Origin of the sequence: Fictibacillus barbaricus, assembly GCF_014635025.1 — a bacterium.
GTDB lineage: Bacteria > Bacillota > Bacilli > Bacillales > Fictibacillaceae > Fictibacillus > Fictibacillus barbaricus.
The window spans coordinates 1576357-1598634 of sequence record NZ_BMCE01000001.1 but is presented as its reverse complement, the minus strand read 5'-3'; the positions used below and the strand labels follow the sequence as shown (position 1 = coordinate 1598634).

25 protein-coding genes and 1 riboswitch are annotated in these 22278 nt (G+C 39.6%); of the genes, 5 read left to right on the top strand and 20 right to left on the bottom strand.

The genetic code is table 11. From position 1 onward, the window contains the following. Nucleotides 1-8: 8 nt before the first annotated feature. The 3 genes from IEV52_RS07890 to IEV52_RS07880 form a co-directional block, all read right to left on the bottom strand. Nucleotides 9-1082 carry a M24 family metallopeptidase gene (locus tag IEV52_RS07890; protein ID WP_188401905.1) on the bottom strand — a complete coding sequence of 358 codons (1074 nt, stop codon included), beginning with the start codon at nt 1080-1082 and terminating at the stop codon, nt 9-11. Next, nucleotides 1079-1534: a type II 3-dehydroquinate dehydratase gene (gene aroQ / locus IEV52_RS07885; RefSeq protein ID WP_188401904.1), complete on the bottom strand. Its 456-nt coding sequence runs from the start codon at nt 1532-1534 to the stop codon at nt 1079-1081. Before aroQ ends, IEV52_RS07890 begins: the two co-directional genes overlap by 4 nt. A 77-nt stretch (nt 1535-1611) precedes the next feature. Further along, entirely contained in the window at nt 1612-2127 is a 516-nt protein-coding gene (locus tag IEV52_RS07880) for a YqhR family membrane protein (protein WP_188401903.1), read from the bottom strand. Nucleotides 2128-2315: 188 nt separating this feature from the next. Between IEV52_RS07880 and IEV52_RS07875 the strand changes: the two genes are divergently transcribed. Both IEV52_RS07875 and IEV52_RS07870 read left to right on the top strand, forming a co-directional pair. Beyond that, nucleotides 2316-3260 carry a DUF1385 domain-containing protein gene (locus IEV52_RS07875; RefSeq protein WP_188401902.1) on the top strand — a complete coding sequence of 315 codons (945 nt, stop codon included), beginning with the start codon at nt 2316-2318 and terminating at the stop codon, nt 3258-3260. Nucleotides 3261-3279: 19 nt separating this feature from the next. After that, nucleotides 3280-3654: an SA1362 family protein gene (locus tag IEV52_RS07870; protein WP_240460876.1), complete on the top strand. Its 375-nt coding sequence runs from the start codon at nt 3280-3282 to the stop codon at nt 3652-3654. A 3-nt stretch (nt 3655-3657) separates the two neighbouring features. Here the strand turns inward: IEV52_RS07870 and IEV52_RS07865 are convergent, their stop codons facing one another. The 5 genes from IEV52_RS07865 to IEV52_RS07845 all read right to left on the bottom strand — a co-directional run bounded on the left by IEV52_RS07865 (nt 3658) and on the right by IEV52_RS07845 (nt 10092). Then, on the bottom strand, nt 3658-4587 hold the full coding sequence (locus IEV52_RS07865) for a patatin-like phospholipase family protein (RefSeq protein ID WP_188401900.1): 930 nt from the start codon (nt 4585-4587) through the stop codon (nt 3658-3660). An 80-nt stretch (nt 4588-4667) separates the two neighbouring features. Next, complete coding sequence (gene mntR / locus IEV52_RS07860; protein ID WP_188402295.1) at nt 4668-5084, bottom strand: transcriptional regulator MntR; 417 nt, start codon at nt 5082-5084, stop codon at nt 4668-4670. Between the two features lie 111 nt (nt 5085-5195). Beyond that, nucleotides 5196-6233, bottom strand: coding sequence for a spore photoproduct lyase (gene splB / locus IEV52_RS07855; RefSeq protein ID WP_188401899.1), 1038 nt, complete (start codon nt 6231-6233; stop codon nt 5196-5198). Between the two features lie 101 nt (nt 6234-6334). Then, entirely contained in the window at nt 6335-8896 is a 2562-nt protein-coding gene (locus IEV52_RS07850) for a vitamin B12-dependent ribonucleotide reductase (protein ID WP_188401898.1), read from the bottom strand. A gap of 359 nt (nt 8897-9255) precedes the next feature. Further along, nucleotides 9256-10092 carry a lipoate--protein ligase family protein gene (locus IEV52_RS07845; RefSeq protein ID WP_188401897.1) on the bottom strand — a complete coding sequence of 279 codons (837 nt, stop codon included), beginning with the start codon at nt 10090-10092 and terminating at the stop codon, nt 9256-9258. Between the two features lie 148 nt (nt 10093-10240). Between IEV52_RS07845 and IEV52_RS07840 the strand changes: the two genes are divergently transcribed. Continuing rightward, the gene (locus IEV52_RS07840; protein WP_188401896.1) at nt 10241-10618 is read left to right on the top strand and encodes a rhodanese-like domain-containing protein; all 378 of its coding nucleotides are present in this window, start codon (nt 10241-10243) and stop codon (nt 10616-10618) included. Between the two features lie 45 nt (nt 10619-10663). Here the strand turns inward: IEV52_RS07840 and gcvPB are convergent, their stop codons facing one another. From gcvPB to gcvT, 3 genes are read right to left on the bottom strand one after another with little or no spacing between them, the layout of a single operon-like run. Beyond that, nucleotides 10664-12127 carry an aminomethyl-transferring glycine dehydrogenase subunit GcvPB gene (gene gcvPB / locus IEV52_RS07835; RefSeq protein WP_188401895.1) on the bottom strand — a complete coding sequence of 488 codons (1464 nt, stop codon included), beginning with the start codon at nt 12125-12127 and terminating at the stop codon, nt 10664-10666. Beyond that, complete coding sequence (gene gcvPA, locus IEV52_RS07830; protein WP_188401894.1) at nt 12103-13467, bottom strand: aminomethyl-transferring glycine dehydrogenase subunit GcvPA; 1365 nt, start codon at nt 13465-13467, stop codon at nt 12103-12105. The genes gcvPB and gcvPA overlap by 25 nt, the downstream gene beginning before the upstream one ends. A 21-nt stretch (nt 13468-13488) precedes the next feature. Continuing rightward, entirely contained in the window at nt 13489-14589 is a 1101-nt protein-coding gene (gcvT, locus tag IEV52_RS07825; protein ID WP_188401893.1) for a glycine cleavage system aminomethyltransferase GcvT, read from the bottom strand. Nucleotides 14590-14763: 174 nt separating this feature from the next. Next, nucleotides 14764-14849, bottom strand: a riboswitch (glycine riboswitch). A gap of 117 nt (nt 14850-14966) precedes the next feature. On the opposite strand from gcvT, the gene IEV52_RS07820 reads away from it, so the two are divergent. Together IEV52_RS07820 and IEV52_RS07815 are read left to right on the top strand one after the other, a co-directional pair. After that, nucleotides 14967-16664 (top strand): DEAD/DEAH box helicase, encoded by a 1698-nt coding sequence (locus IEV52_RS07820; RefSeq protein ID WP_188401892.1) that lies wholly within the window; start codon nt 14967-14969, stop codon nt 16662-16664. Further along, nucleotides 16633-17409 carry a YqhG family protein gene (locus tag IEV52_RS07815; protein WP_188401891.1) on the top strand — a complete coding sequence of 259 codons (777 nt, stop codon included), beginning with the start codon at nt 16633-16635 and terminating at the stop codon, nt 17407-17409. Before IEV52_RS07820 ends, IEV52_RS07815 begins: the two co-directional genes overlap by 32 nt. A gap of 56 nt (nt 17410-17465) precedes the next feature. On the opposite strand, the gene IEV52_RS07810 is transcribed toward IEV52_RS07815, so the two are convergent. The 9 genes from IEV52_RS07810 to comGA are packed head-to-tail and all read right to left on the bottom strand — an operon-like array spanning nt 17466 to nt 22185. Next, nucleotides 17466-17654 (bottom strand): YqzE family protein, encoded by a 189-nt coding sequence (locus tag IEV52_RS07810; RefSeq protein WP_188401890.1) that lies wholly within the window; start codon nt 17652-17654, stop codon nt 17466-17468. Between the two features lie 31 nt (nt 17655-17685). After that, a complete protein-coding gene (locus IEV52_RS07805) occupies nt 17686-18219 on the bottom strand; it encodes a shikimate kinase (RefSeq protein ID WP_188401889.1) in 534 nt (177 codons plus the stop codon). Nucleotides 18220-18222: 3 nt separating this feature from the next. Continuing rightward, a complete protein-coding gene (comGG, locus tag IEV52_RS07800) occupies nt 18223-18597 on the bottom strand; it encodes a competence type IV pilus minor pilin ComGG (RefSeq protein ID WP_188401888.1) in 375 nt (124 codons plus the stop codon). Then, nucleotides 18597-19031 (bottom strand): competence type IV pilus minor pilin ComGF, encoded by a 435-nt coding sequence (locus tag IEV52_RS07795; protein WP_188401887.1) that lies wholly within the window; start codon nt 19029-19031, stop codon nt 18597-18599. Before IEV52_RS07795 ends, comGG begins: the two co-directional genes overlap by 1 nt. Next, nucleotides 19015-19347 (bottom strand): hypothetical protein, encoded by a 333-nt coding sequence (locus tag IEV52_RS07790; RefSeq protein WP_188401886.1) that lies wholly within the window; start codon nt 19345-19347, stop codon nt 19015-19017. The genes IEV52_RS07795 and IEV52_RS07790 overlap by 17 nt, the downstream gene beginning before the upstream one ends. Further along, nucleotides 19331-19786: a competence type IV pilus minor pilin ComGD gene (gene comGD, locus IEV52_RS07785; RefSeq protein WP_188401885.1), complete on the bottom strand. Its 456-nt coding sequence runs from the start codon at nt 19784-19786 to the stop codon at nt 19331-19333. Before comGD ends, IEV52_RS07790 begins: the two co-directional genes overlap by 17 nt. Continuing rightward, nucleotides 19783-20082 (bottom strand): competence type IV pilus major pilin ComGC, encoded by a 300-nt coding sequence (gene comGC, locus IEV52_RS07780; RefSeq protein ID WP_188402294.1) that lies wholly within the window; start codon nt 20080-20082, stop codon nt 19783-19785. The genes comGD and comGC overlap by 4 nt, the downstream gene beginning before the upstream one ends. A gap of 14 nt (nt 20083-20096) precedes the next feature. Further along, nucleotides 20097-21128 (bottom strand): competence type IV pilus assembly protein ComGB, encoded by a 1032-nt coding sequence (gene comGB, locus IEV52_RS07775; RefSeq protein ID WP_188401884.1) that lies wholly within the window; start codon nt 21126-21128, stop codon nt 20097-20099. Next, nucleotides 21079-22185: a competence type IV pilus ATPase ComGA gene (gene comGA, locus IEV52_RS07770; protein WP_229754212.1), complete on the bottom strand. Its 1107-nt coding sequence runs from the start codon at nt 22183-22185 to the stop codon at nt 21079-21081. The genes comGB and comGA overlap by 50 nt, the downstream gene beginning before the upstream one ends. Between the last annotated feature and the right edge of the window lie 93 nt (nt 22186-22278).

Sequence of the window (22278 nt, the reverse complement as noted above, 5' to 3'; positions counted from 1 at the left end):
CTGATTGATTAACTAATCGTTAAAAGAGATTTTGTTGAAGAGGTAAGTGATTCATTTCCGTCTTTCGTAATAAGTGCATCGTCTTCTATACGAACTCCGCCTAAGCCTGAAACATAAATGCCAGGTTCTACAGTAACAAGCATTCCAGGCTCAAGAATCGTATCAGACTTCATGGACAAAGCAGGCCCTTCATGAACATCTAAACCGATTCCATGACCCGTTGAATGCCCAAAATAATCACCGTACCCTTTTGAAACAATATAATCCCGTGTTAACGCATCTGCTTCCTTGCCCGTCATGCCTGGCCTAATACCTTTCATACCCAGCATTTGTGCATCGTAGACAACTTGATAAATTTCTTTTAGTTCATCTGATACACTTCCGATTGCTACCGTACGTGTAATATCTGAACAATAACCTTTGTAGTATGCACCAAAATCTAAGGTTACTAATTCACCAGTTTCAATAATTTTGTCTGAAGCCACACCATGTGGAAGGGCTGAACGATAGCCCGAAGCCACTATGATATCAAATGATGAGGATGTTGCTCCATTTTTTCTCATAAAAAATTCAAGTTCATTTGAAACTTCCCGCTCAGTAAGTCCTGGACGGATAAACTCGATGATATGCGAAAAAGCGGCATCAGCAATGGACGCTGCATCCTTTACTATCTTAATCTCTGATTCATCCTTTATCAAGCGCAACTTTTCTATAAGTCCTGTAACAGGAACTAGTTCTGTTTCATCCGTATTTAATTGATTCTCATATGTACGATAAGTAGAATATGTAACGTTATCTTGTTCAAACCCAAGCTTGCCGAATGAAAGTTCCTTTGATAGCTTTGCGATCTCTTGTGGAATTGGAGCAGTGTGCATCACGACACGGTATCCTTCCGCCTGTTCAGCCGCTTGTGTCTTATATCGGAAATCCGTTACTAAAATAGCATCTTCCTTTGTAATCAGAAGAACACCTGAACTTCCTTTAAAGCCGCTTAAATAAAAACGGTTTGATGAAGAAGTAACAAGCAATGCATCAATATCAAACGTCTCAAATAATTCTCTCGCTTTTTCTATACGTCTCATACTGTATTCCCCCTAATTTGGCTGTTAAAAGCTTGAAGCGCTAATTTATAACTATCAAAACCAAAACCCGAAATCTGTCCAATCGTTTCCTTAGCGATTACAGATTTATGACGGAATTCTTCTCTAGCATGAACATTTGACAAATGTACTTCTATTACTGGGACATCAACACTGGCAATTGCATCTCTTATCGCATAACTATAATGAGTATAAGCCCCTGCATTTAAGATGATACCCGTATAAAGGCCCGCAGCTTCATGGATAAAGTCAATGATATCTCCTTCACTGTTGCTCTGTCTGAAGGAAATACTCATTAGAAGTTCTTCAGCCAATACTTTTAGTTCGTTCTTTAGGTCGTCCAATGCTTTTGCACCATATATTCCTGGCTCCCGCTTTCCCAATCTGTTCAGATTAGGACCGTTTATAATAAGAAATTTTCTATTGTTGTTCATTGGAAACACCTAACCTTTGCATAAAAAAATAGAATGTTCTTACAACATTCTATCATAGCGAGTATTCTTTTGAATAGTTAAGAACTTGGTGCCGAATCCTTATCACTGTGCGCTTGCCCATAACGTTCATTGTATTCGAACGATATTGAATACCCTACAAAAACACCATATAAGATATAGATACAGAGTGTTGTTGTAATCGTGTTCTTCCCGATTGTATTCATCGGCTCCAGACCTGGGAAAATAGGGTGAAGCAGAAAGAATACAATAGCCCATAATGCTACTCCATAAAAAATTCCTGCCAGCATCGACTTGATCTTAGCAAACGCATAACGGTAAGCAATTGCAACCAGGATGGAGAGTAAGGCGATGATTAAAATGCTGATCAACTGTCCAATCCACTGCGACTTCCACTTACCTAGCGCCCATGGAGCTAAAACAAGAGCGGGACCTACTTTTGAGAAATTTAAATAGTAGGCGATAAAACCGAATGCAGCCCATATAAGACCTCCAAAAAAACCAACACCTGCAACCCTGCTCATAAACGATGATTGCGTTTCTTGTTTGTCTTGTTCTAATTTTGAATCGCTCATAAACGATCACCTCCAACATTTTTAGTATGTCCACAAAACTACTGCCCAAACTTCTCCTTGCCCAATCAATCATATTCCGTCTAAAACATGTATAAAATGGGAAAAATACAATCATCCTTTTCTGGAGGAATATCCGGCTTTCCTGTAGAATAGAAAGTACCTACAAAACTTTAGGCTGGGGGTCCAACATGACAAAAGAGAAAAAACCCGCATACGGCGGTCAAGCCGTACTGGAAGGGGTTATGTTTGCCGGAAAACACACATATGTTACGGCAATACGAAGAAATGACGATTCTATTGAGTATTTTGAGCTTAAGAAAAAACCTTCACCTTTGTTATCTAAATTAAAGAAGATTCCTTTTTTAAGAGGTTTTATAGCGATTATTGAAGCAAGTATGAACGGCACACAGCACTTAAACTTTTCAGCAGAACGGTTTGGTGTAAACCCTGGCGAAGAGGAACAGGCAGAAGAAGAGAAACCATCTAAATTTACTTTCTTTTTCTCTTTAGCCATTATTGGTGTTTTATCTTTCTTATTTGGAAAGTTTGTATTTACACTCGTTCCAGTATTTTTGGCAGAAGCATTCCGCTTTATCGTGCCCAGCCATTTAGGACAAAATCTTCTAGAAGGTTTGTTCAAGTTTATCTTTTTACTAGGTTACATTTATTTTGTTTCCTTAACTCCTGCTATTAAAAGGGTTTTCATGTATCACGGCGCAGAACATAAAGTCATCAACACTTACGAAGCGGGGGATGAACTAACGGTCGAAAACGTTAAACGCCACTCTAGACTTCATTATCGATGTGGCAGCAGCTTTATCCTATTCACAGTTATCGTTGGGATGTTTATCTATTATTTCTTTCCTTCCGATCCGCTTTGGCTCAGAATTTTATGCAGACTTGCGCTTATTCCAGTCGTTTTAGGGGTATCTTTTGAAGTATTACAGTTAACAAATAAATTAAGAGACGTTCCTGTTCTCCGTTACCTCGGATACCCAGGATTATGGCTCCAGTTATTAACAACAAAAGAACCAGATGAAAAACAAATAGAAGTTTCTATCCTTTCATTTAATGAAATGCTGCGTCGTGACGCATCCTATGAAAGTGAGAAAAACGCAAGTCAAATCGTTTAATTTTAAGGAGGTGAACCTGTTGCAACAGAATAGCAGAAGATTGCATCCTATCATTTGGTTTGTCATTTCACTGGCTGTTGTCGGAATCCTTTATCAATTGATCACTTCACCTCGCCAATTATTTACGACCATTCTGATCGGAGCAGCAGTGGTCGCCGTTTTTTACTTTATCTTTCGCAGAACCTCATCCGGTGTAAACGGCAAATATAGAAAAGCAGTAAAACAGTCACAAAAGCGGTACGGCAATAATCAAAAACAGCCTAAGGCGTCTCCGATATTTTCAAATAACAAAAAAAATGCAAAAAGTACTGCCCTGAAAAAGAAAACACGTGAACATCATTTGACGGTTATCGAAGGGAAAAAGAACAAGAAAAAAAATCGAGCCTCCTTTTAAGGATTAGGCTCGATTTTTGTATGCGGGATGCGGGTAAGATTTACCCACGATCCAGTTCTGCAAAAATTGTTCAGCGCGGTCATAACCAAATGTATAGAGTTCTTTTTTCGCTTCTAAAGACAGTTGAAAATCGATTACAGACACATGCTTAACCGGCATAAAAATAATATCTCTAGCATCATGTGAATCAATATAACGGTTATCATGTGCTTGCATCATCGTTTCAAACAAGGCTTTAAATAGCTGAACAGCATTTTTCACATTATGTGTTGGGATATGGTCATTGATATAGGAGCTTAATTGGAAACCTAACACCGGACGAATCGGAACACGATCTTTTCTTTGATATAACCACATCGGAAAGTTGCTCAACACACCGCCATCAACTATATAACTTTTCTGACCGACACGATTAAATAGCTTGATCGGGTAAAAAAAATAAGGGAGACTGCAGCTCATTCTTACTGCTCGGGCAACAGGAAACCGTTCTGGCAATAACCCGTATTCTTCAAGGTCATCTGGCAGTACAATCAATCTTCCCCTCGTAATATCAGAAGCAATAATCTTTAAGCTACCATAAGGAATATCAGCAAACGTTACGATCCCCCTCGCTGCTAAAAGAGAAGCCACCCAGTTTTCCAAGTAATCTCCTTTAAACAACCCTAGTTTCCAATATAACTTTAACCAGTTCATAAATGGGACAGGTACAATGGTTTTGCTTGTATCCAGGAACTTTTTAAAATCCAATTTATCAATGATTTCTTTCATTTCTCCTGCCGTATATCCGGCTTTGATCAATGCAGCCATCAGTGCACCCGCACTTGTTCCCGCTACCCTTTCAAAAGTTAGACCACGGTCTTCAGCAGCTTCAACAGCACCAATCAGTGAGAGTGCCTTGATGCCCCCTCCCGAAAAAACCCCATCTATCCGCATAGACATCTCCTCCACTAATATCCTAATCAGAAGAAGATGTCCTTTATAACCTATTTAAAAAAATAAAACAACCATAATAATTATGATTGTTCTTGTTCTTCGTTCTTCGCTTGTACTTCCCTTAATTGTTTTAATCGATTATCATCTTCCTCAAAATACTGAACAAGATCACCAATGCGATCTATCGCATTCCAGCTTAAATGATGTTCGATTCCTTCAACGTCTTGGAAGATGTTTTCTTTGTCTACACCGATAACCTTTAAAAATTCTTCCAGTAACTCATGTCTGTAAACTAAACGCTTGCCGAGTTTTTTGCCATTAGGCGTTAAAACGAATCCTCTGTATTTTTCATAAACGACGTACTTGCCTTTGTCGAGTTTCTGAATCATTTTAGTTACAGAAGAGGGGTGGACTTCCAGATTTTCAGCAAGGTCCGATACCCTGGCATAGCCTTTCTCTTCGATAAGGGCATAGATGCGTTCTATATAGTCTTCCATACTTGGGGTTGGCGGCAAAATGTTCCCTCCCTATACTTAAACCAGCTTGGTCTCTATAAAAAGGATACTATAGAATGGTAAGCGTGACAAGGGAAGGCCCTTTACCGTACATCATGTAAAATATTCGATCTTAGCCTTCGGAAACATAGTATGGATATAATTTTCAACCGTTTCCCGCAGTCTTGTTGCCTGATCATCCTGATATACATATTTACCAATTCCATAACGTCCCCATTTATATTTTCTTTCTTCTTCGTTCATTTCAAGCTTCGATTTCGGATAATTTTTTTCAATTACACGTTTAGCTGGTTTCGTAAAACGGTGCTGAATCAGTTCAAATGTTAAATCCTTTGTTAGATGCTTAGGAATCTTTGTCTCCAGGATATGGAATAGTTCTTTATACCCTTCTTCCCAGTCTTTATGAAGGTAAAGAGGCGCTACAATAAACCCTAAGGGATAACCCGCTTCAGCCACGCGTATGGCCGCATTGATACGTTCTTCCAACGGACTTGTACCAAGTTCAAAGTTTTTAATAACAAATTGAGAGTTAACGCTAAAGCGAAAACGTGTTTTCCCTTGATGGTTTGCATCAAGAAGATGATCTACATGATGATACTTTGTGGTAAAACGAAGCCTGCCTAATTCTGATGCACCAAAAAATTCGATAGCTCTTTTCAAATTATGTGTCAGATGGTCGATTCCTACGATATCTGACGTACATGATGCTTCAAAACGAGTTATCTCAGGAGACCGTTCTTGCATATATTTTTCCGCTTGGGCAAAAATTTCATCCGTATTCACGTACGTTCTTAAATAGGGTTTGCTCCCAAGCGTTGTTTGCAGGTAACAATAATGACAGTGCCCCATACACCCAGTTGCCAGTGGAATCGCATATTCTGCAGACGGCTTTGAAGTATCGAACTTTAAAGTCTTTCTAATCCCGACCACAAGTGTTGATTTAGCTGTTCTGTACTTTTGAAAATCGTTCTCTCCTGGTAGGTCCCGGATCTGGTTATGAGATGTTGTTTCTCTGATCTCGACTTCTAGCTTGCTAAATTTATCGAACAGTTCTTTTCCTAATGGATATTCCAGTGCACGCGGTTCAAAATAGATCAACTGCGGCATAAACGGTTTATTGGCACCAGTCATCGTAAAACACCCCACAATTATCACAAATGATGGAGTTAGTATGTGCTAATTATGGAAAAAGAAAAAGGAAGGAACATTTCCAGTTCCTTCCCCTCGAGCTTTTACAGCCCGCATTTTAATTGTGCATTACAGTTCGTACATGTGTTGCAGCCGCCAATTTCTTTTACTTTCCCTTTACGGCATACAGGACATGTATTTCCCACTTCGTTTCCGATCGTTACATCTGTTGAACGAAGGTCGGTAATCGTATCTAAAATAACGACTTTGCTCTTTTCTTCTTCCATGCCAAGATCGATCTCCGTTTGTTCAAACGTTTCTTCGGCTTTTAGCGTTAGAACTTGTGAGTCACGGCTTCCGTCGACATAAACCGTTCCGCCTTTAGCTCCACCCTTGTACAGACGCTCATAAACTTTTTGAACTTGGTCAACCGTATAGCCTTTAGGCGCGTTAACCGTTTTGGAAATCGAGCTGTCTACCCATCGCTGGATGACACATTGTGTATCCGCATGCGCTTCTGGTGTAAGCTCCATCGCAGCTACAAACCACTCAGGAAGCTCGTTCTCGTTTGCTTCTGGATTGCGGTCCAAATATTCTTTAACAATATCTGCTTTTACTTCGATAAACTTCCCTAAACGACCGCTGCGGAAGTAGGAGAAAGAGAAGTAAGGCTCTAATCCTGTTGAGACTCCAACCATGGTTCCTGTGCTGCCCGTAGGAGCAACTGTTAACAAGTGGGAATTTCGAATACCATATTTTAAAATTTCTTCACGTACCTCTTCAGGAAGCTTCTTCATGTAACCTGTTTCGATGAATCGATTGCGAAGCTCTTCTGTAGCTTCTTCCGTATTGCCTTCCAAGAACGGGAAGCTTCCCTTCTCTTTCGCTAGTTCAATCGACGTACGATATGCAGTAACCGCAATCGTCTCAAAAATTTGGTCAACAAGTTGGTTTCCTTCTTCAGAACCGTACACTGTCTCACAATAAATCAACAGGTCATGAAGTCCCATTACACCTAGGCCGACACGTCGCTCACCTAAAGCTTGAACACGGTTTGGCTCTAAGAAGTATGGTGTCGCATCGATTACGTTGTCTTGCATGCGTACACCGACTTCAACCGTTTGTTTAAGTTTTTCAAAATCAACTGTTTTATTTTCTTTGTCTGCCATGTTGCCAAGGTTAACGGCAGCGAGGTTGCAGACACTGTATGGTGCAAGTGGCTGTTCTCCACACGGATTAGTCGCTACAACCTTTTGTCCATATGCTGTAGCGTTCGTCATGTCATTAGCATTATCAATAAAGAAAATTCCCGGTTCAGCAGAGTATGTTGCACAGATGTTTATCAGATTCCAAAGCTCACGTGCTTTAATGCGTTTGTAAACTCGGATTCCGTAACCTTTCTCTTCCCATACTCGAACATCACCGATCTCGTGCCATTCGTTGTTGTAAGCTTCCATTTCTTTTGGTGTGTATGCTTCAACACTTGGGAATCGAAGTGAGTAATCTGAATCGTTTTCAACAGCTTCCATAAATTCTTTTGTGATCGTAACAGAGATATTTGCTCCTGTTAAGAACTCAGAATTATGAACACTGTAAGTGCCTCCATCGCGAAGCATTGTCTCTGCATCGCGTAAAACGTCAGAATCGAAGCCGCCTGTTCCTGGAATATCTTTATAGCGAAGGATACCCTCATACATTGCTTTTTGAGCTGGTGTTAACGGTGTGAACTTCAGCTTGTCTTGAGCAACTTGCTTAATCTTTTCATCGTTTGTATTCTCAATCAGATAACGCAAAATACGAGGATTCTGCATCTTAGAAATGATGAAATCAATAATGTCAGGATGCCAGTCCGCCAGCATGATCATTTGAGCGCCCCTACGCGATCCGCCCTGCTCAACCAAATGAGTCAATTTAGCGATATCATCGAGCCATGATACAGAACCTGATGATTTGCCGTTTACGCCTCGAGCCAAAGCGTTCTTCGGTCTGAGTGTAGAACCGTTTGTTCCAACCCCGCCGCCTCGGCTCATGATCTCCATCACTTGCTTACGGTGATCTGAGATTCCTTCACGCGAGTCTTTTACATACGGCATTACGTAACAGTTGAAATATGTTACATCTGTTTCAGCCCCTGCACCATATAACACTCGTCCTGCAGGTACAAAGTTCATTTCGGAAAGCTCTTTATAAAACTTCTCGAATGATTCTTGTCGCTTCTCTTCAGTGATTTCAACGGAAGCTAAACCTGTAGCATTTCGAAGTGCGATCTGTTCGTAGAAGACTTCTAACGGCTTGTCCATCACGTCCAGCGAACGGGTGATCAACCCTGTTTCAGCTTCTTCCGGCTTTTCTAGCACCGCTTTAAATTCATCTTCTACTAAGACGACTGCATTTTTATCTTCCCAGTTTACCGATTGTATATAACCAAGGCCTCTTGCTGGAAACTTTGGATCTTCTTTTACAGTCAGGACAACAAAATCACCTGGTTTAAGTGTTTTCTTTTCTGTGTCTTTAAAGCTGTATCGATCGAGCATAACCAATCGTGAAACACCTTTATGAGTCGTTTTCATTGTGGAAGTTACGGGGTGTACTTGTGGAAATTGAGCTATATCACTGTTGAGAGCTTCAATATCTATACCCTTTTTAACAGTTGCAACTGTGTCCATATTTCTCCTCCTCTTTCAAATTACACACGATGAATATCTATATCTTGTATGTATATCTTCTACCCTTATACTATATATACGTAAACCTCGTGTCAAAGAAAAAAAATTGTCAAACTTGAAATCAAGAGGATATCCTAGTATTTTGATGATTCAAGAATATTATCTATGATTTCATTGAAAAAATGGCTAAATATTAGATTTGTATTAATTGGAAGTTATAAAAAGCTGTTAAAACCTGTGTTTTTCGTAAAACCTTTCATTTTAGTAAAAAAAATTAATATCTTGACTTCTATTATTTTTACTTTATCTTCCAAAAAGAAAAAACCGAGACCTCTGAATGAGGTTTCGATTTTCTATTATTAACGCCTAAACGTCCACTCGTCGTTTCGGTATCGGGTTTCGGCTATGTGCTCAACTTCCGCCCATTGTTCCTCTGTCAGAGCATAAGGGGTAAGGTTAATGTTTAAGCCGTCTTCAAAGCCTTTTTTAAAGGCTCTCTTTGCATCGTCGATCGTAACAGGAGAATCTAGCAAATGATTGATCGCAACCGCCTTCTTTTTAAAAGCGGTCTGCATTCTTTCTCTCAGCCTTTCACTGGAATACTTAAACAGGTCAAAAAGTTTATCTTCATCCAAATCCAGCAGAATAGATCCATGCTGCAAGATAACACCTTTTTGTCTTGTCTGAGCGCTTCCTGCTACCTTTCTGCCTTCAACGACTAACTCATACCAAGAAGGAGCATCAAAGCAGACGGCTGACCTAGGATTTTTTAGTCCTTCCCGCTCTTCTTCTGTTTTTGGTACCGCGAAGTAAGCATCGAGTCCTAATCCTTGAAACCCCTCTTTAATGCCTTCAGAGATCACTCGATAGGCTTCCGTTACAGATTGAGGCATGGCTTCATGTGCTTCAGATACAATAACGCTATAAGTCAGTTCTTGATCATGAAGGACACCACGTCCTCCAGTTGGACGCCTGACAAAACCTAAGTCATATTTCTTCACCGCATCAAGGTTAATCTCTTTATCTACTTTCTGAAAGTAACCGATGGATAACGTCGCTGGATTCCACCCGTAAAAACGGATAACCGGAGGGATCTTCCCTTCACTATGCCATGTTAAAAGAGCTTCATCCATTGCCATATTAATCGCTGGTTCGCAATTTCCTGAATCGATATAATACCAATTTTCTTTTTCCACGTTTTCGTCTCCCTGCCATTCTTTCGTAACTAGTTTACCAAATTCGGCGGATGTGTCAAAACAATCGCTTAAAGTCAGATTTTTCTTTTGCCTATAGAGCCGAGCATCGCTATAATTGTGATAGATTGTTTAAAGGAGTGCAAGTGTTATGGGATGGATTGTTTTAATAGGTATTGTAGTTGCTTTACTGGTTTATGTTGTTGCGATGGGTTTATACCAAAAGAGGTTTTTAAAAACCTTAACTGAAGAAGAGTTTAAAGCAGGTTATCGTAAAGCTCAGCTGATTGACGTTCGTGAGCCGGAAGAATTTAAGAAGGGACATATCTTAGGAGCTCGAAATATCCCGTTATCTCAGATGAGACAGCGTTTGAAGGAAGTTCGTAACGATCAGCCTGTTTACTTATATTGTGAGAGCGGCTTTAGAAGCGCTCGTGCTGCCAATTTTCTAAAAAAGAGAAAGTATACTCAGCTTCACCATTTGCAGGGCGGATTCCGTAAATGGACAGGCCGTGTAAAATCAAATTAATAAAAACAAAGCAGCCCATTCATGAGGGCTGCTTTTTTGTATCTCTTATGCTTGCTTGCTGTATTTTAAAATTGGTTTTCTTGCAGCTGTCGCCTCATCCAGTCTTTTTACAACTGTTGTATGTGGTGCTTCTTGAACCAATTCCGGTGTTTCTTCTGCTTCTTTTGAGATCTGAATCATCTTTTCGATGAATTCATCAAGCGTTTCTTTTGACTCCGTTTCAGTCGGCTCAATCATAATTGCTTCTTCCACACTTAATGGGAAGTAGATGGTTGGCGGGTGATAGCCAAAGTCTAAGAGACGTTTTGCAATATCGAGGGTTCTTACACCTAACTTCTTCTGACGGCGTCCTGATAACACGAACTCGTGTTTACAGTGCTGTGTAAACGGAAGATCGAAATGAGGCTCTAGACGCCGCATCATATAATTCGCGTTCAGTACAGCATTCTCAGAAACCTGATGCAATCCGTCAGGTCCCATTGTCATGATATACGTGAACGCACGCACATTAATTCCAAAGTTGCCGTAGAATGGTTTCACACGCCCGATAGATTGTGGACGGTTGTATTCGAACTTATACACATCGTTTTCTTTTACAAGTACTGGCTTTGGCAAGAAAGGAATAAGATCCGCTTTTACTCCAACAGGTCCTGATCCAGGGCCTCCGCCACCATGTGGTCCTGTAAACGTCTTGTGCAGATTCAAGTGAACGACATCAAATCCCATATCTCCAGGTCTAGCAAATCCTAAGATAGCGTTCGCGTTCGCTCCGTCATAATAAAGCTTTCCGCCTGCTTCGTGTACAATTTTAGCCATCTCTAGGATATGTTCTTCAAATAGTCCGAGCGTATTAGGGTTTGTTAGCATAAGTGCAGCAACATCTTGATCTACTACTCGTTTTAAATCCTCTAGGTCAACAAGACCGCGTTCATCCGACTTAACCGTAACAGATTCAAAACCTGCAACCGTTGCAGATGCTGGGTTTGTTCCGTGCGCCGAATCTGGAACGATAACTTTTGTTCGGTTGAAATCACCGTTTGCCTCATGGTAAGCACGGATCATCATAAGACCTGTCCATTCACCATGAGCTCCGGCTGCCGGCTGTAATGTCACTTCATCCATACCCGTAATCTCAGCTAGAGAAGTTTGGAGACGGTACATCATTTCCATTGCACCTTGAACCGTCTCTTCATCTTGAAGCGGATGGATATGTGCAAATCCAGGGAAACGCGCTACATCTTCATTAATTTTCGGATTGTATTTCATCGTACAAGAACCAAGCGGGTAAAATCCTGAATCTACCCCATGGTTACGATTTGATAATGCTGTATAGTGACGAACGATTTGCAGCTCAGAAACTTCTGGAAGGTCAGCTTCTTCAGTACGCAAATAGTCGGAAGGAATAATAGACTCTACATTTACTTCTGGAACGTCAAGTTCAGGAATGCTGTACCCAACTCGACCTGGCTTTGACAATTCAAAAATTAGTGACTGATGTTCTGTACGCATGATAATCCCTCCAATACATTTGCAAGCTGATCGATTTCTTCTTTTGTTCTCATTTCAGTAACAGCTAAAAGCATATGATTCTTAAACTCAGGGTATGAGAGACCTAAATCATAGCCTCCGATAATACCTGATTCCAATAATTTTTGATTCACTTCTTTAGCAGTACATTTGAGTTCAACAACAAACTCATTAAAGAATGGTCCTGCAAATGCTGTTTTAAATCCTTTTTCTTCAAGCACTTTCTTCGCATAGTGTGCTTTTTGGATGTTCTGGTGAGCAACTTCTTTAACTCCCTGTTTACCAAGTGCTGTCATCGCAATGGATGCAGCAAGAGCATTTAACGCTTGGTTCGAACAGATGTTGCTTGTCGCTTTATCACGGCGGATATGCTGTTCTCTCGCTTGAAGCGTTAACACGAAACCGCGTTTGCCATCTTCATCAACCGTTTGTCCGACTAAACGGCCAGGAACTTTACGCATAAGCTTGTTTGTTACAGCGAAATATCCACAGTGAGGACCACCAAAGCCTTGTGCAATACCAAAAGGCTGTGCATCACCAACAACGATATCTGCTCCAAATTTCCCTGGAGGAGTTAGTGCGCCTAGTGCAAGAGGATTTGAAGAAACGACAAACATTCCTTTAACCCCATGAACGATTTCTTCTATTTCTTTTAATGGTTCGATCTGACCAAAGAAGTTCGGATATTGAACGATAACACATGCTGTATGTTCATCAACCTCAGCACGCAAAGCGTTTAATGACGTTATACCGCCTTCAGCTTCAACTTCAACCACTTCAAGATGCTGTCCTTTTGCATACGTTTTCAGTACATCACGAGATTCAGGATGTACGGACTTAGAGACAACGATTTTCTTTCTGCGCGTTTGAGCTGCTGATAAAAGACCAGCTTCCGCTAATGAAGTTCCACCATCATACATAGAAGAGTTCGCAACATCCATACCTGTTAATTCACAGATCATCGTTTGAAACTCAAAGATTGCTTGAAGCTCACCTTGAGAGATCTCAGGCTGATATGGCGTGTATGCTGTGTAAAATTCTGAGCGAAGGAGCATATGGTTTACGATTGAAGGCGTGTAATGATCATATACACCAGCACCTAAGAACGATGCATATTCTTTTGTGTTCTTGTTTAAAGCAGCCAATCGGCCCATCTCTTTAACAAGTTGAGGTTCTGACAAAGCTTCCTCGATCTGTAAGCGTCCTCTAAAACGAACTTCTTCTGGGATATCTTGAAAAAGATCTTCTGTTGTTTCAATTCCAATCGTTTCAAGCATTTCCTTTTTATCTTGTTCTGTCATTGGCAAATAGCGGAACGTCATGGTTTCTCCTCCTTAAATGTTCTATTTTCCTCGTTTATAAAATGGTGAAGCAACAACTTTTGCTTTTAAGCGCTTTTGGCGAATCTGTACTTCAACATCTGTACCAAGCTCACTAAATTCTTTTTCAAGCAATGCAAGCCCTAAATTCTTCTTAAGTGTTGGTGACTGTGTCCCCGTTGTAACTTCTCCGATCTTCACATCACCTTTATATACTTCATAATGAGAACGCGGTATACCTTTGTCGATCATTTCAATACCGACAAGCTTTCTTGGCGCACCATTCTTCTTTTGTTCTGCAAGTACTTCTTTTCCGATAAAATCTGTCTCTTTATCTGTTTTTACTGCAAAACCGATACCAGCTTCAATCGGAGTAATCTCTTTTGTTAATTCTTGACCATAAAGGGCAAGTTTGGCTTCAAAACGTAAAGTATCGCGTGCTCCAAGTCCTGCAGGAAGCAAACCGTGTTCAGTGCCCGCTTCTAAGATTGATCTCCATAATTTTTCTGCATGTTCCGTTTTTAAATAAATCTCAAATCCGTCTTCTCCCGTATAGCCTGTTCTTGAAACGAGCGACGAGATCCCCGCTAGTGACACATCTTCTTTAAAGCGGAAAAAGCCAATTTCAGAAAGGTCAGTATCTGTAAGTTTCTGCAGGATCAACTCTGCTTTCGGGCCTTGGATCGCAAGCTGTGCATAGTCGGGAGAAACATTTACGAGTTCTACACCTTCTGGCTTATGACTGTTTAGCCATTCGAAATCTTTTTCAATATTAGAGGCATTCACAACGAGCAAGTAATCGTTATCATTTCTTTTATAAATTAAAAGGTCATCTACTGTACCGCCGTTTTCATAGCACATAGCTGTATATTGAGCCTGTCCATTTTGCAGTTTGGAAACATCATTGGTCATCGTATACTGCAAGAAAGATAATGCATTAGGCCCTCTTACATCAAATTCTCCCATGTGGGAAACATCAAATAATCCTGCCTTTGTTCTTACAGCCTCATGTTCCTCTTTAATACTTGAGAACTGAACCGGCAATTCCCAACCACCAAAATCAATTACTTTTCCACCATGTTCTCTGTATGTCTCGAATAACGGTGTTCGTAACAATGTAGCCATGTGAATTCCTCCTTTTTCATACTTAAAAATTTTCTAACTTTTCTGGACAAAAAAAGGACAGAGAGACCCCTTATAAAAGGAATCCTCTGTCCTGCAACCGGTAAGTTTCTCAAAACATGGTTTGAGTTTCTTCGTTGGTGGCTTTCATCTATTAAAAAGCACTCTCCAGAGATGCGTCTAGTAAGAGTCTTTTTGCCTGAGAGTTTCACAAAAGTTTGCTCCTTCGGCGCTGCTAACGCAGTCTCTCCTCTTACTTTCATTCGCGAGTATGTTATTGTCCAAGGTCGCACATACTATTACTATGTTTACTACATTATTATCCTATCATTTTTATAAATGGAATGGCAACGAACTTTTTTAAAGAAAGGAAATCCGTTATGAAAATCGACGTTCAGTTTCAGCGAGATTGGCATGATGACTTTTTTAAGCGTGTGGAAGAAGATGGACCTTGGGCCAATTGGGAATTGTATAACTTAGCACTAGAGGCGGAACATCACTTGGCAATTCCCGATTTTCTAGGGCTACAAGCTCCAGACCATCTCCCACAGATGACTTTTTTACCTCATCAGCTGGACGTTGCAAAAACCGTTATTGAACAAATGAACGGAAAAGCAATATTAGCAGATGAAGTGGGTCTTGGTAAAACGATTGAAGCAGGGTTAATCTTAAAAGAATACATGATCCGGCGTCTTGCAAAAAAGATCCTTATTCTTGTGCCTGCCTCCCTTGTTATTCAATGGACAAATGAATTGAATCAAAAGTTCTTTATCCCTGCCATTGCTCAAAAGAAGGCTTACGTATGGGAACAATGCGATGTCGTTGTCTCTTCTATCGATACAGCAAAACGCCCTCCTCACCGTGATATTGTTCTTAACCAAGATTATGATCTTGTTATTATTGATGAAGCACACAAACTGAAAAACAAAAAAACGAAAAACTATGAATTTGTTCAGCTGTTAAAAAAGAAGTTCTGTTTATTGTTAACGGCAACGCCTGTTCAAAATAGAGTCGAGGAGATCTTTAATCTGGTATCCTTATTAAAACCTGGCCACTTAGGCAACCGCGAAAACTTCGACAAGGACTTCAAAGAAGATAAATATTCACTTAAAAATGAAGAAAAGTTAAAACAGCTTGTCAATAAAGTAATGGTTCGAAACAGAAGAGAAGAAACGGGATTGAACTGGCCAAAACGTCTTGTTAAAACGATTCCTATAACATTATCAAAAACAGAGCGTGATCTTTATGATGAGATCTCTCTATTAAAACGAGATCCATATTTTGACCGAAGCAAGTTTTCAGTGGTCACTTTACAACGTGAAGCATGCAGCTCTAGAGAAGCAGTCTTCTTAACGCTTAAGAACATGCTGCAAAAAAATGTTCCTTCCACATTTATGGAGAACCGAATCGTTGAGCTGATGAAAAAAATTGAGCTCGTCGAACAGAATTCCAAGGCGTTAAAAGCGTTGGAACTCATTCAATCCATTGATTCAAAAGTTATTATTTTTACAGAATACCGAGCCACACAATTGTACTTGCAATGGTTTTTGCAACAGCACGGTATATCATCTGTGCCCTTTAGAGGCGGATTTAAAAGAAGCAAAAAAGACTGGATGACACATCTCTTTAAAACTCGGGCTCAAGTCTTGATCGCAACGGAAGCAGGGGGAGAAGGGATCAACCTTCAGTTCTGTCAGCATATCATCAACTACGATCTTCCTTGGAACCCAATGCGAATCGAACAGCGTATCGGTCGTATTCACCGTATCGGACAAAAAGGCGATGTTCACATCTATAACTTTGCGACGCAAAACACGATTGAGGAACATATCTTAAACTTGCTTTATAACAAGATCAATTTATTTGAGAGCGTAATTGGAGAACTCGATGAGATCTTAACAAAGTTTGAGATTAAGAATATTGAGCGTCATATATCAGACATCTTGAACACCTCTGAGAGTGAAGGTGAAATCAGAGTGAAGATGGATAATTTAGCTTCCTTGATCAATCTTGATGGCGGAATTAAACAGAAAGGATGGGAAGAACATGCAGCAGCACGAGATACATCGATTTCTTGAACGATATTTTGATGCGAATGAGTGCCGGGTTCTTGAGAAGAACTTCAGCTACATGAAGGTTCAGTTAACAACAGAGCTCGATAAAGTGTTGATGAACCGCCCATTCTACTGGCACTATCTTGAGAAAACTGGCGGCACACCTAATCCTATGGTGTTAACGCTTGTAACCGGTCAGCAGCAAGCACCTGACGGCAAGGGAGAGTTTATCCATTTTGGATCGCCACGGCTGCATCAAATATTTGGGTCTACAAAGAAACTTGCGTCTTTTATTAGGCTGTACGAAAGTGTTCCGCAACAAGGTGCACAAGTCCCTCTTCACCCCTGGCTGTGCCTGAATGTCAAAGTGACCTATCAATGTGACCAAAAGAAAGACCAAGTCCTATCCTATGGCATTCAGTTAATTAATGGAACAATTGAAGATAAATTTCATCAACGTTTGCAAAAACTTTTATTAACAAAAAGGATTCCAGACTTTTGTTACACCCTATCTCCATTCATTAAACCTCAAAGTGCTATTAAAAGATTGGAGAACCAGATACAAGAAAGAATTGATCAAGATGATCACACATGGGCTGAAGATGCGAGAAACAGGTGGAAAGAAGATCAAGATCTTCTTGAAAGCTTCTATGAGGATTCTTTAACAAAGCCAGAAGCCTATCATGTTGAGAAAGAAGCCCTTCGCACTCAATATGAACCAAAGATTATTGTTGAAATCATCAACGGTGGGCTTTTTTATCTTTCATAAAAAAATGCATAAAAATAGCCGGGTTATGCACCCGGCTTCCCTTTTTCCAGCCAACCCTAACGCTTTCTTTTTCTGCGAAAAGCTAAACCTAACCCCATTGGAACAACCCCAAATAAATAGGTCAGCAAAGGTTCTCTCTCACTTTTTTTAGAGATGCGTCTCTCTTTTCTTACTGCTTTAGGTTCATCCATATATCTAACCAGCTTTTGCGTAAGATATTTGATAACATCGTTTCCTGCAGCCATAAACAAAACTCCTTATACTAACGTTTCCCTCTTAGTTTTGTCTATTTGTACTGGGTTTAAACGAAATTATTTTCTGTAGAATTTGATGACAGACTTCTTCCGTTGTAAGCTCATCCGTATTAACCTCAATATCACATTGTTCATATTGCTTTCTTCTCTCATCATAGAGTGCCTGAATTTCCTCTTTTTTGCGAGTTAGCAGTAAGGGTCTTTTCTGTCTTTCCTCTTCTTTCATTAATCTTTTCCACAATACAGGAAAACTTGTCTTTAAATAGATGACGATTCCTTTATTTTTCATATAACAAAGGTTTTCTTCCCTTATGACTGCACCACCGCCGGTCATAACGACAGCATGCTCTAACGGAAGCTGTCTGATGGCCAAAGACTCATAATTCCGAAATGCCTCTTCGCCTTCTCTATAAAAGATCTCCTTAATGGTTTGTCCCCTTAATTTTTCAACAGCGGAATCAACATCATATGGCGGCACTCCTAACCGTTTAGATAGTTGATTACCAACAGATGTTTTGCCGCATCCCATAAAACCGACTAAATATATGGTGTTCAAAATTCAACCCTCCACCCATTTTGTAACGCTTTTCTGGCTTACATTATAATACACTTTAACTCTTTTTGTATGCTTACGAGCAGTGACAGCTTCAATAATAAACATTCTTTCATCAACTGTCGTTTGGTAGATGGCTATTTTTACATTTCCTTCGTTCAGATTTAACATGTGCAAAGAAGGATAGACGGTAACATGATCAGTTAACAGCGTTGCACGATCAACACCTTGTTGTAAAAGCCGGACTTGCCGAAGATGCTCTTCTTGGAGATAAACAAACTGTCGTTCAGAAAATACCTTTTCTGTAACAAAACTAAAGAAAACAAGTATTATAAAGCTTAGTGTGACAACTAGTGGATACACGACTCCCTTTTCATTCATTAATTAAGCCTCCGAAATACCCGCATATATTCTTTTCCTTTACTATCACGAAGTCTGACTCGCAGGGAGGTTTCAGACAAACTATCTATTTCCATCTCTTGAATATTTTGCACCCAAACTTCATGGCCCAATCCATTTACTTGTTTTCGTATAAGAGAATGATATTTTGTAAAACTTAGCACATCGCCACTAGGCTGCGTGATGTATAACCCGTTATTTTTAACCTCTATGGCTATTCCTTCTCTTACTTCTTTTCCTAACATTGAAAAAAATAATCCAGATTCTTCAAACTGAGTTGAGTTTGGTTGTTTTTGTAAAGGGGGGATCAACAACGAGATGACCGAGGCAAGTACTAGAAGAACTATAAGAGAGATTATGGCTTCAATTATGGTATGTCCCTCTTTATTTAAGATGCGTTTAATTAGAGCTTGCACAGGTTATATACTCCTTGTGGTTTGAGCCTTTAAACGTAATGCAAGTTTCATATTCATCTGCAACACCTTTTTTCGTTATTAATTGATATCGTACGCCCTCTTGTATCCATTCTTTTTCAGTGAGCAACTCTTGATTTTCACCTTTATCGGCAGCGGCCAAATCAGCTTGAGTCATAGCATACAATAGCTCTTTAGATGTTTTTTGTTCCTGATAGGATACATAGATAAAGGGCAGGCAAATTGAACATACAGCTGTAATCAGCATTAAACTTAGCATCGCTTCTAATAATAGGTATCCTTTATTGTTTCGTAACATAAAATTTTCCTTTGCCTATTTGGAACACCATTTTATAACTGCCATTTGCTGAGTGAATATAAAGCGTACCTGCACGGCTGATATTACCTGCCTGATTAAACTGAACGGATAACAGCATAGAAAAGCTTTCAAAATGTATGTGTTTCGGGAAGTAACGTTTTGTTGGATAACCTGATCCGTTCCCCCTTATCTCATACAAATGTTTGTCATTGTCTATTGATAAGTTATATATCCGGCTTTCATTTATTGCCTTCTGCTGCATATGAACAATATCTTTTTGAAAGGTGCGAATAAAATACTCTGTTTCTCTATTTTTAAGAAAACGATCAAATTTAGGGTAAGCGATTGCTCCAATGGATGAAATCAAAAGAAGTACGATGATGAGTTCCATAAAGGTAAACCCTCTTTGATCTGTCAAAGAACGTTTGCGTTCTTTCACTCCACTGGACTCACACTAACGTTTCCTTCACTGTCAATAAGTATCGGCTGTTTATTCGGACATTCTTTTGTATCGATGTAGCCTTCTGTAAATAGTTGTTCAACGGTCGGTATCGTATTCTTTTCAGCTTCATACGCTCCAACTTGTCCTTGTACAAGATCGATCGTCGCCTCACAGCCTAATGATTTAACAAGACTGTTATTCTTAGTCATGTTTGGCAATGCAATAAGCATCAACACGGAAATAATCAGCAGTACGATCATCATTTCAATCAAGGTAAAGCCTTTTTCATTCATCATTCAAATCCCCCCTATAAAGCTTCCATAAGTTTGAACATAGGTAACATCATTGATGCAAACATAAGCAGAACAAAAGTGCCAATAACAGCAAATAAGATAGGCTGTATTTTCTGAAGCGAGGAATAGATCCTTTCTTCTAGTTCACTAAAGATCCATTCTCCATACGAGATCAATTCTTCTCCTAACTCTCCGTGAGCTTGACCAAAGCGGACGATTTCGGCTAATTCCTTTGTAAAATATGGTTTAGCTAATAAAAGTTCAGGCAGTGTTTTTCCATTAAGCAATCCTCTTTGAAGCCTTTGACTCTCTTCTTTATAAAATCCTTTGTTTAAATGTTCCTCCATCACATGCAAGGCATCTGATAGAGCCAATCCGCTTTGCAGCATAGATCCAAAGTTAACACTAAAAAAATGAGAATTGGTAAGAAGTAAAAATTTCTTTAATAAAGGGATTTTCATCAATAAGCTCATTTGTGTTGAATAATTGGATTTTCTTCTAACGAAACGGATCAAGACCCAAATGAATCCGCTTAAAATGAGAATGATCAATGCAATGACGGGTATGGATCCTAAAAATGTAAGCATCCATGTTGTGAAAATAGGAGTTTTTACTTCTAGCGAAGAAAAAAGAAGTGAAAATTGAGGAAATAAAAATTGATAAAAGAGAATCGCGATCCATGCGGTTAGAAACAACAAGAACAAAGGGTATCGAATGGCTTTATTTAAACGATCATTCCACTCAGCCTTCTTTTTCATAAATGTTCCGTTCTCCATTAAGCTCTTCGTTAAATTACCGTTAGAACTATTGATAGATAAAGAACTTAACACTTCATCAGGCAATTGAAACGGCGAAAAAACTTCCAGGATTGAATTTCCTGAAGCAAGGATTTCTAGCATCTCATCTAAAATAGCATGCTTTTTTTGGGGAAGCTGAGACTTTAATAGCTCAATGCTCTTGTTGATGGGATAGCCCTGTTCTAACAAAAAACCGAGTTTATAAAGAAATGTTCCTTGTGAAGCCCGATTCCAGCCCCTGTTCTTCAACCTTTATCTCCCCTCCCATCCATTTTTCATAACTTTCTTTTGTAATGAAACCAGCTGCATAGGCATGATTGAAGTAGTAAGGAAGACTTTTGTAAAGCGGTTTAAGTTGTTTGGTCATGTTTAAAGCTAATTCTAATTCATGGTTGCTTAGCATCTCATACATACCTGTTCTTCTGTATGTTCTTGATTTAAAGCAAAAATCATAACAATCATCTCCGCAAAAACGACAAGGAACGGATATAAGTCTTTGTGAAACTACTCCCATTAAGGTTTGATTAAGTTCTGCTTCCTGGATGCCAAACTCTCTAAGCCGTTCGATACAGCCCAAACAATCAGAAGCATGCATAGTGGAAAGAACGAGGTGGCCTGTAAGTGAGGCACGGATAACTAATCTCGCTGTTGATTCATCTCTAATCTCACCGATCATGATCACATCTGGATCATGACGCAACAAAGACCTGAAACCTTCCCCATAGGTGATGCCAGCTTTTTCGTTGATTTCCATTTGCAAAAAGGAATCGACTTTACGCTCCACAGGGTCTTCCAACGTTACAACTTGCCTTTTATAGTGTTTTTGAAGATGGTGGAGCAAAGAATAAAGAATGGTTGTTTTACCTGATCCTGTCGGTCCAGTAAATAACAATAAACCACTAGATCTTTTAATTAGGTAGATGAGCTTTTGAAGGACGTGAGGAAAAAGTGATAATTCGTGAAGAGATAATGTTTCTTGCTGAGGAAGTAAACGAATTACGAGAGATTCATTAAATGCAGAGGGTATGGTTGAAAGGCGAAGATGAACACTAACATTATCGATCATAATATCCATCGCACCACTCTGAGGCTTGCGTTGTTCACCAATATCCATCCTTGCTGAGTATTTAAAATGAGCTATCACTCTGATGTACTCTTCTTGGGATAAAGTTTTATATTCAATAAGCCGGTCATCTATACGGTATTGAACTATGCCTCCTTTTTTTATTGGTATAAGATGAATATCTGATGCTTTCTGTATAGCGGCATCATGAAGAATAGAAGTGCCTAACATTTTTATTGGCAAGCGTTATCATCCTCCTTTTCATATTTAACGTTATTCTTTCAGTCAAACGACAAATCCTGCAACTTTTACAAAAATTATAGTATATAAAATTCG

What these genes read in the sequence shown, in the direction of transcription:
- IEV52_RS07890 (WP_188401905.1), bottom strand. Translation starts at nt 1,082, where the DNA reads ATGAGACGTATAGAAAAAGCGAGAGAATTATTTGAGACGTTTGATATT.
- aroQ (WP_188401904.1), bottom strand. Translation starts at nt 1,534, where the DNA reads ATGAACAACAATAGAAAATTTCTTATTATAAACGGTCCTAATCTGAAC.
- IEV52_RS07880 (WP_188401903.1), bottom strand. Translation starts at nt 2,127, where the DNA reads ATGAGCGATTCAAAATTAGAACAAGACAAACAAGAAACGCAATCATCG.
- IEV52_RS07875 (WP_188401902.1), top strand. Translation starts at nt 2,316, where the DNA reads ATGACAAAAGAGAAAAAACCCGCATACGGCGGTCAAGCCGTACTGGAA.
- IEV52_RS07865 (WP_188401900.1), bottom strand. Translation starts at nt 4,587, where the DNA reads ATGCGGATAGATGGGGTTTTTTCGGGAGGGGGCATCAAGGCACTCTCA.
- mntR (WP_188402295.1), bottom strand. Translation starts at nt 5,084, where the DNA reads ATGGAAGACTATATAGAACGCATCTATGCCCTTATCGAAGAGAAAGGC.
- splB (WP_188401899.1), bottom strand. Translation starts at nt 6,233, where the DNA reads ATGACTGGTGCCAATAAACCGTTTATGCCGCAGTTGATCTATTTTGAA.
- IEV52_RS07850 (WP_188401898.1), bottom strand. Translation starts at nt 8,896, where the DNA reads ATGGACACAGTTGCAACTGTTAAAAAGGGTATAGATATTGAAGCTCTC.
- IEV52_RS07840 (WP_188401896.1), top strand. Translation starts at nt 10,241, where the DNA reads ATGGGATGGATTGTTTTAATAGGTATTGTAGTTGCTTTACTGGTTTAT.
- gcvPB (WP_188401895.1), bottom strand. Translation starts at nt 12,127, where the DNA reads ATGCGTACAGAACATCAGTCACTAATTTTTGAATTGTCAAAGCCAGGT.
- gcvPA (WP_188401894.1), bottom strand. Translation starts at nt 13,467, where the DNA reads ATGACGTTCCGCTATTTGCCAATGACAGAACAAGATAAAAAGGAAATG.
- gcvT (WP_188401893.1), bottom strand. Translation starts at nt 14,589, where the DNA reads ATGGCTACATTGTTACGAACACCGTTATTCGAGACATACAGAGAACAT.
- IEV52_RS07820 (WP_188401892.1), top strand. Translation starts at nt 14,967, where the DNA reads ATGAAAATCGACGTTCAGTTTCAGCGAGATTGGCATGATGACTTTTTT.
- IEV52_RS07815 (WP_188401891.1), top strand. Translation starts at nt 16,633, where the DNA reads ATGCAGCAGCACGAGATACATCGATTTCTTGAACGATATTTTGATGCG.
- IEV52_RS07810 (WP_188401890.1), bottom strand. Translation starts at nt 17,654, where the DNA reads ATGGCTGCAGGAAACGATGTTATCAAATATCTTACGCAAAAGCTGGTT.
- comGG (WP_188401888.1), bottom strand. Translation starts at nt 18,597, where the DNA reads ATGAATGAAAAGGGAGTCGTGTATCCACTAGTTGTCACACTAAGCTTT.
- IEV52_RS07790 (WP_188401886.1), bottom strand. Translation starts at nt 19,347, where the DNA reads ATGTTACGAAACAATAAAGGATACCTATTATTAGAAGCGATGCTAAGT.
- comGC (WP_188402294.1), bottom strand. Translation starts at nt 20,082, where the DNA reads ATGAATGAAAAAGGCTTTACCTTGATTGAAATGATGATCGTACTGCTG.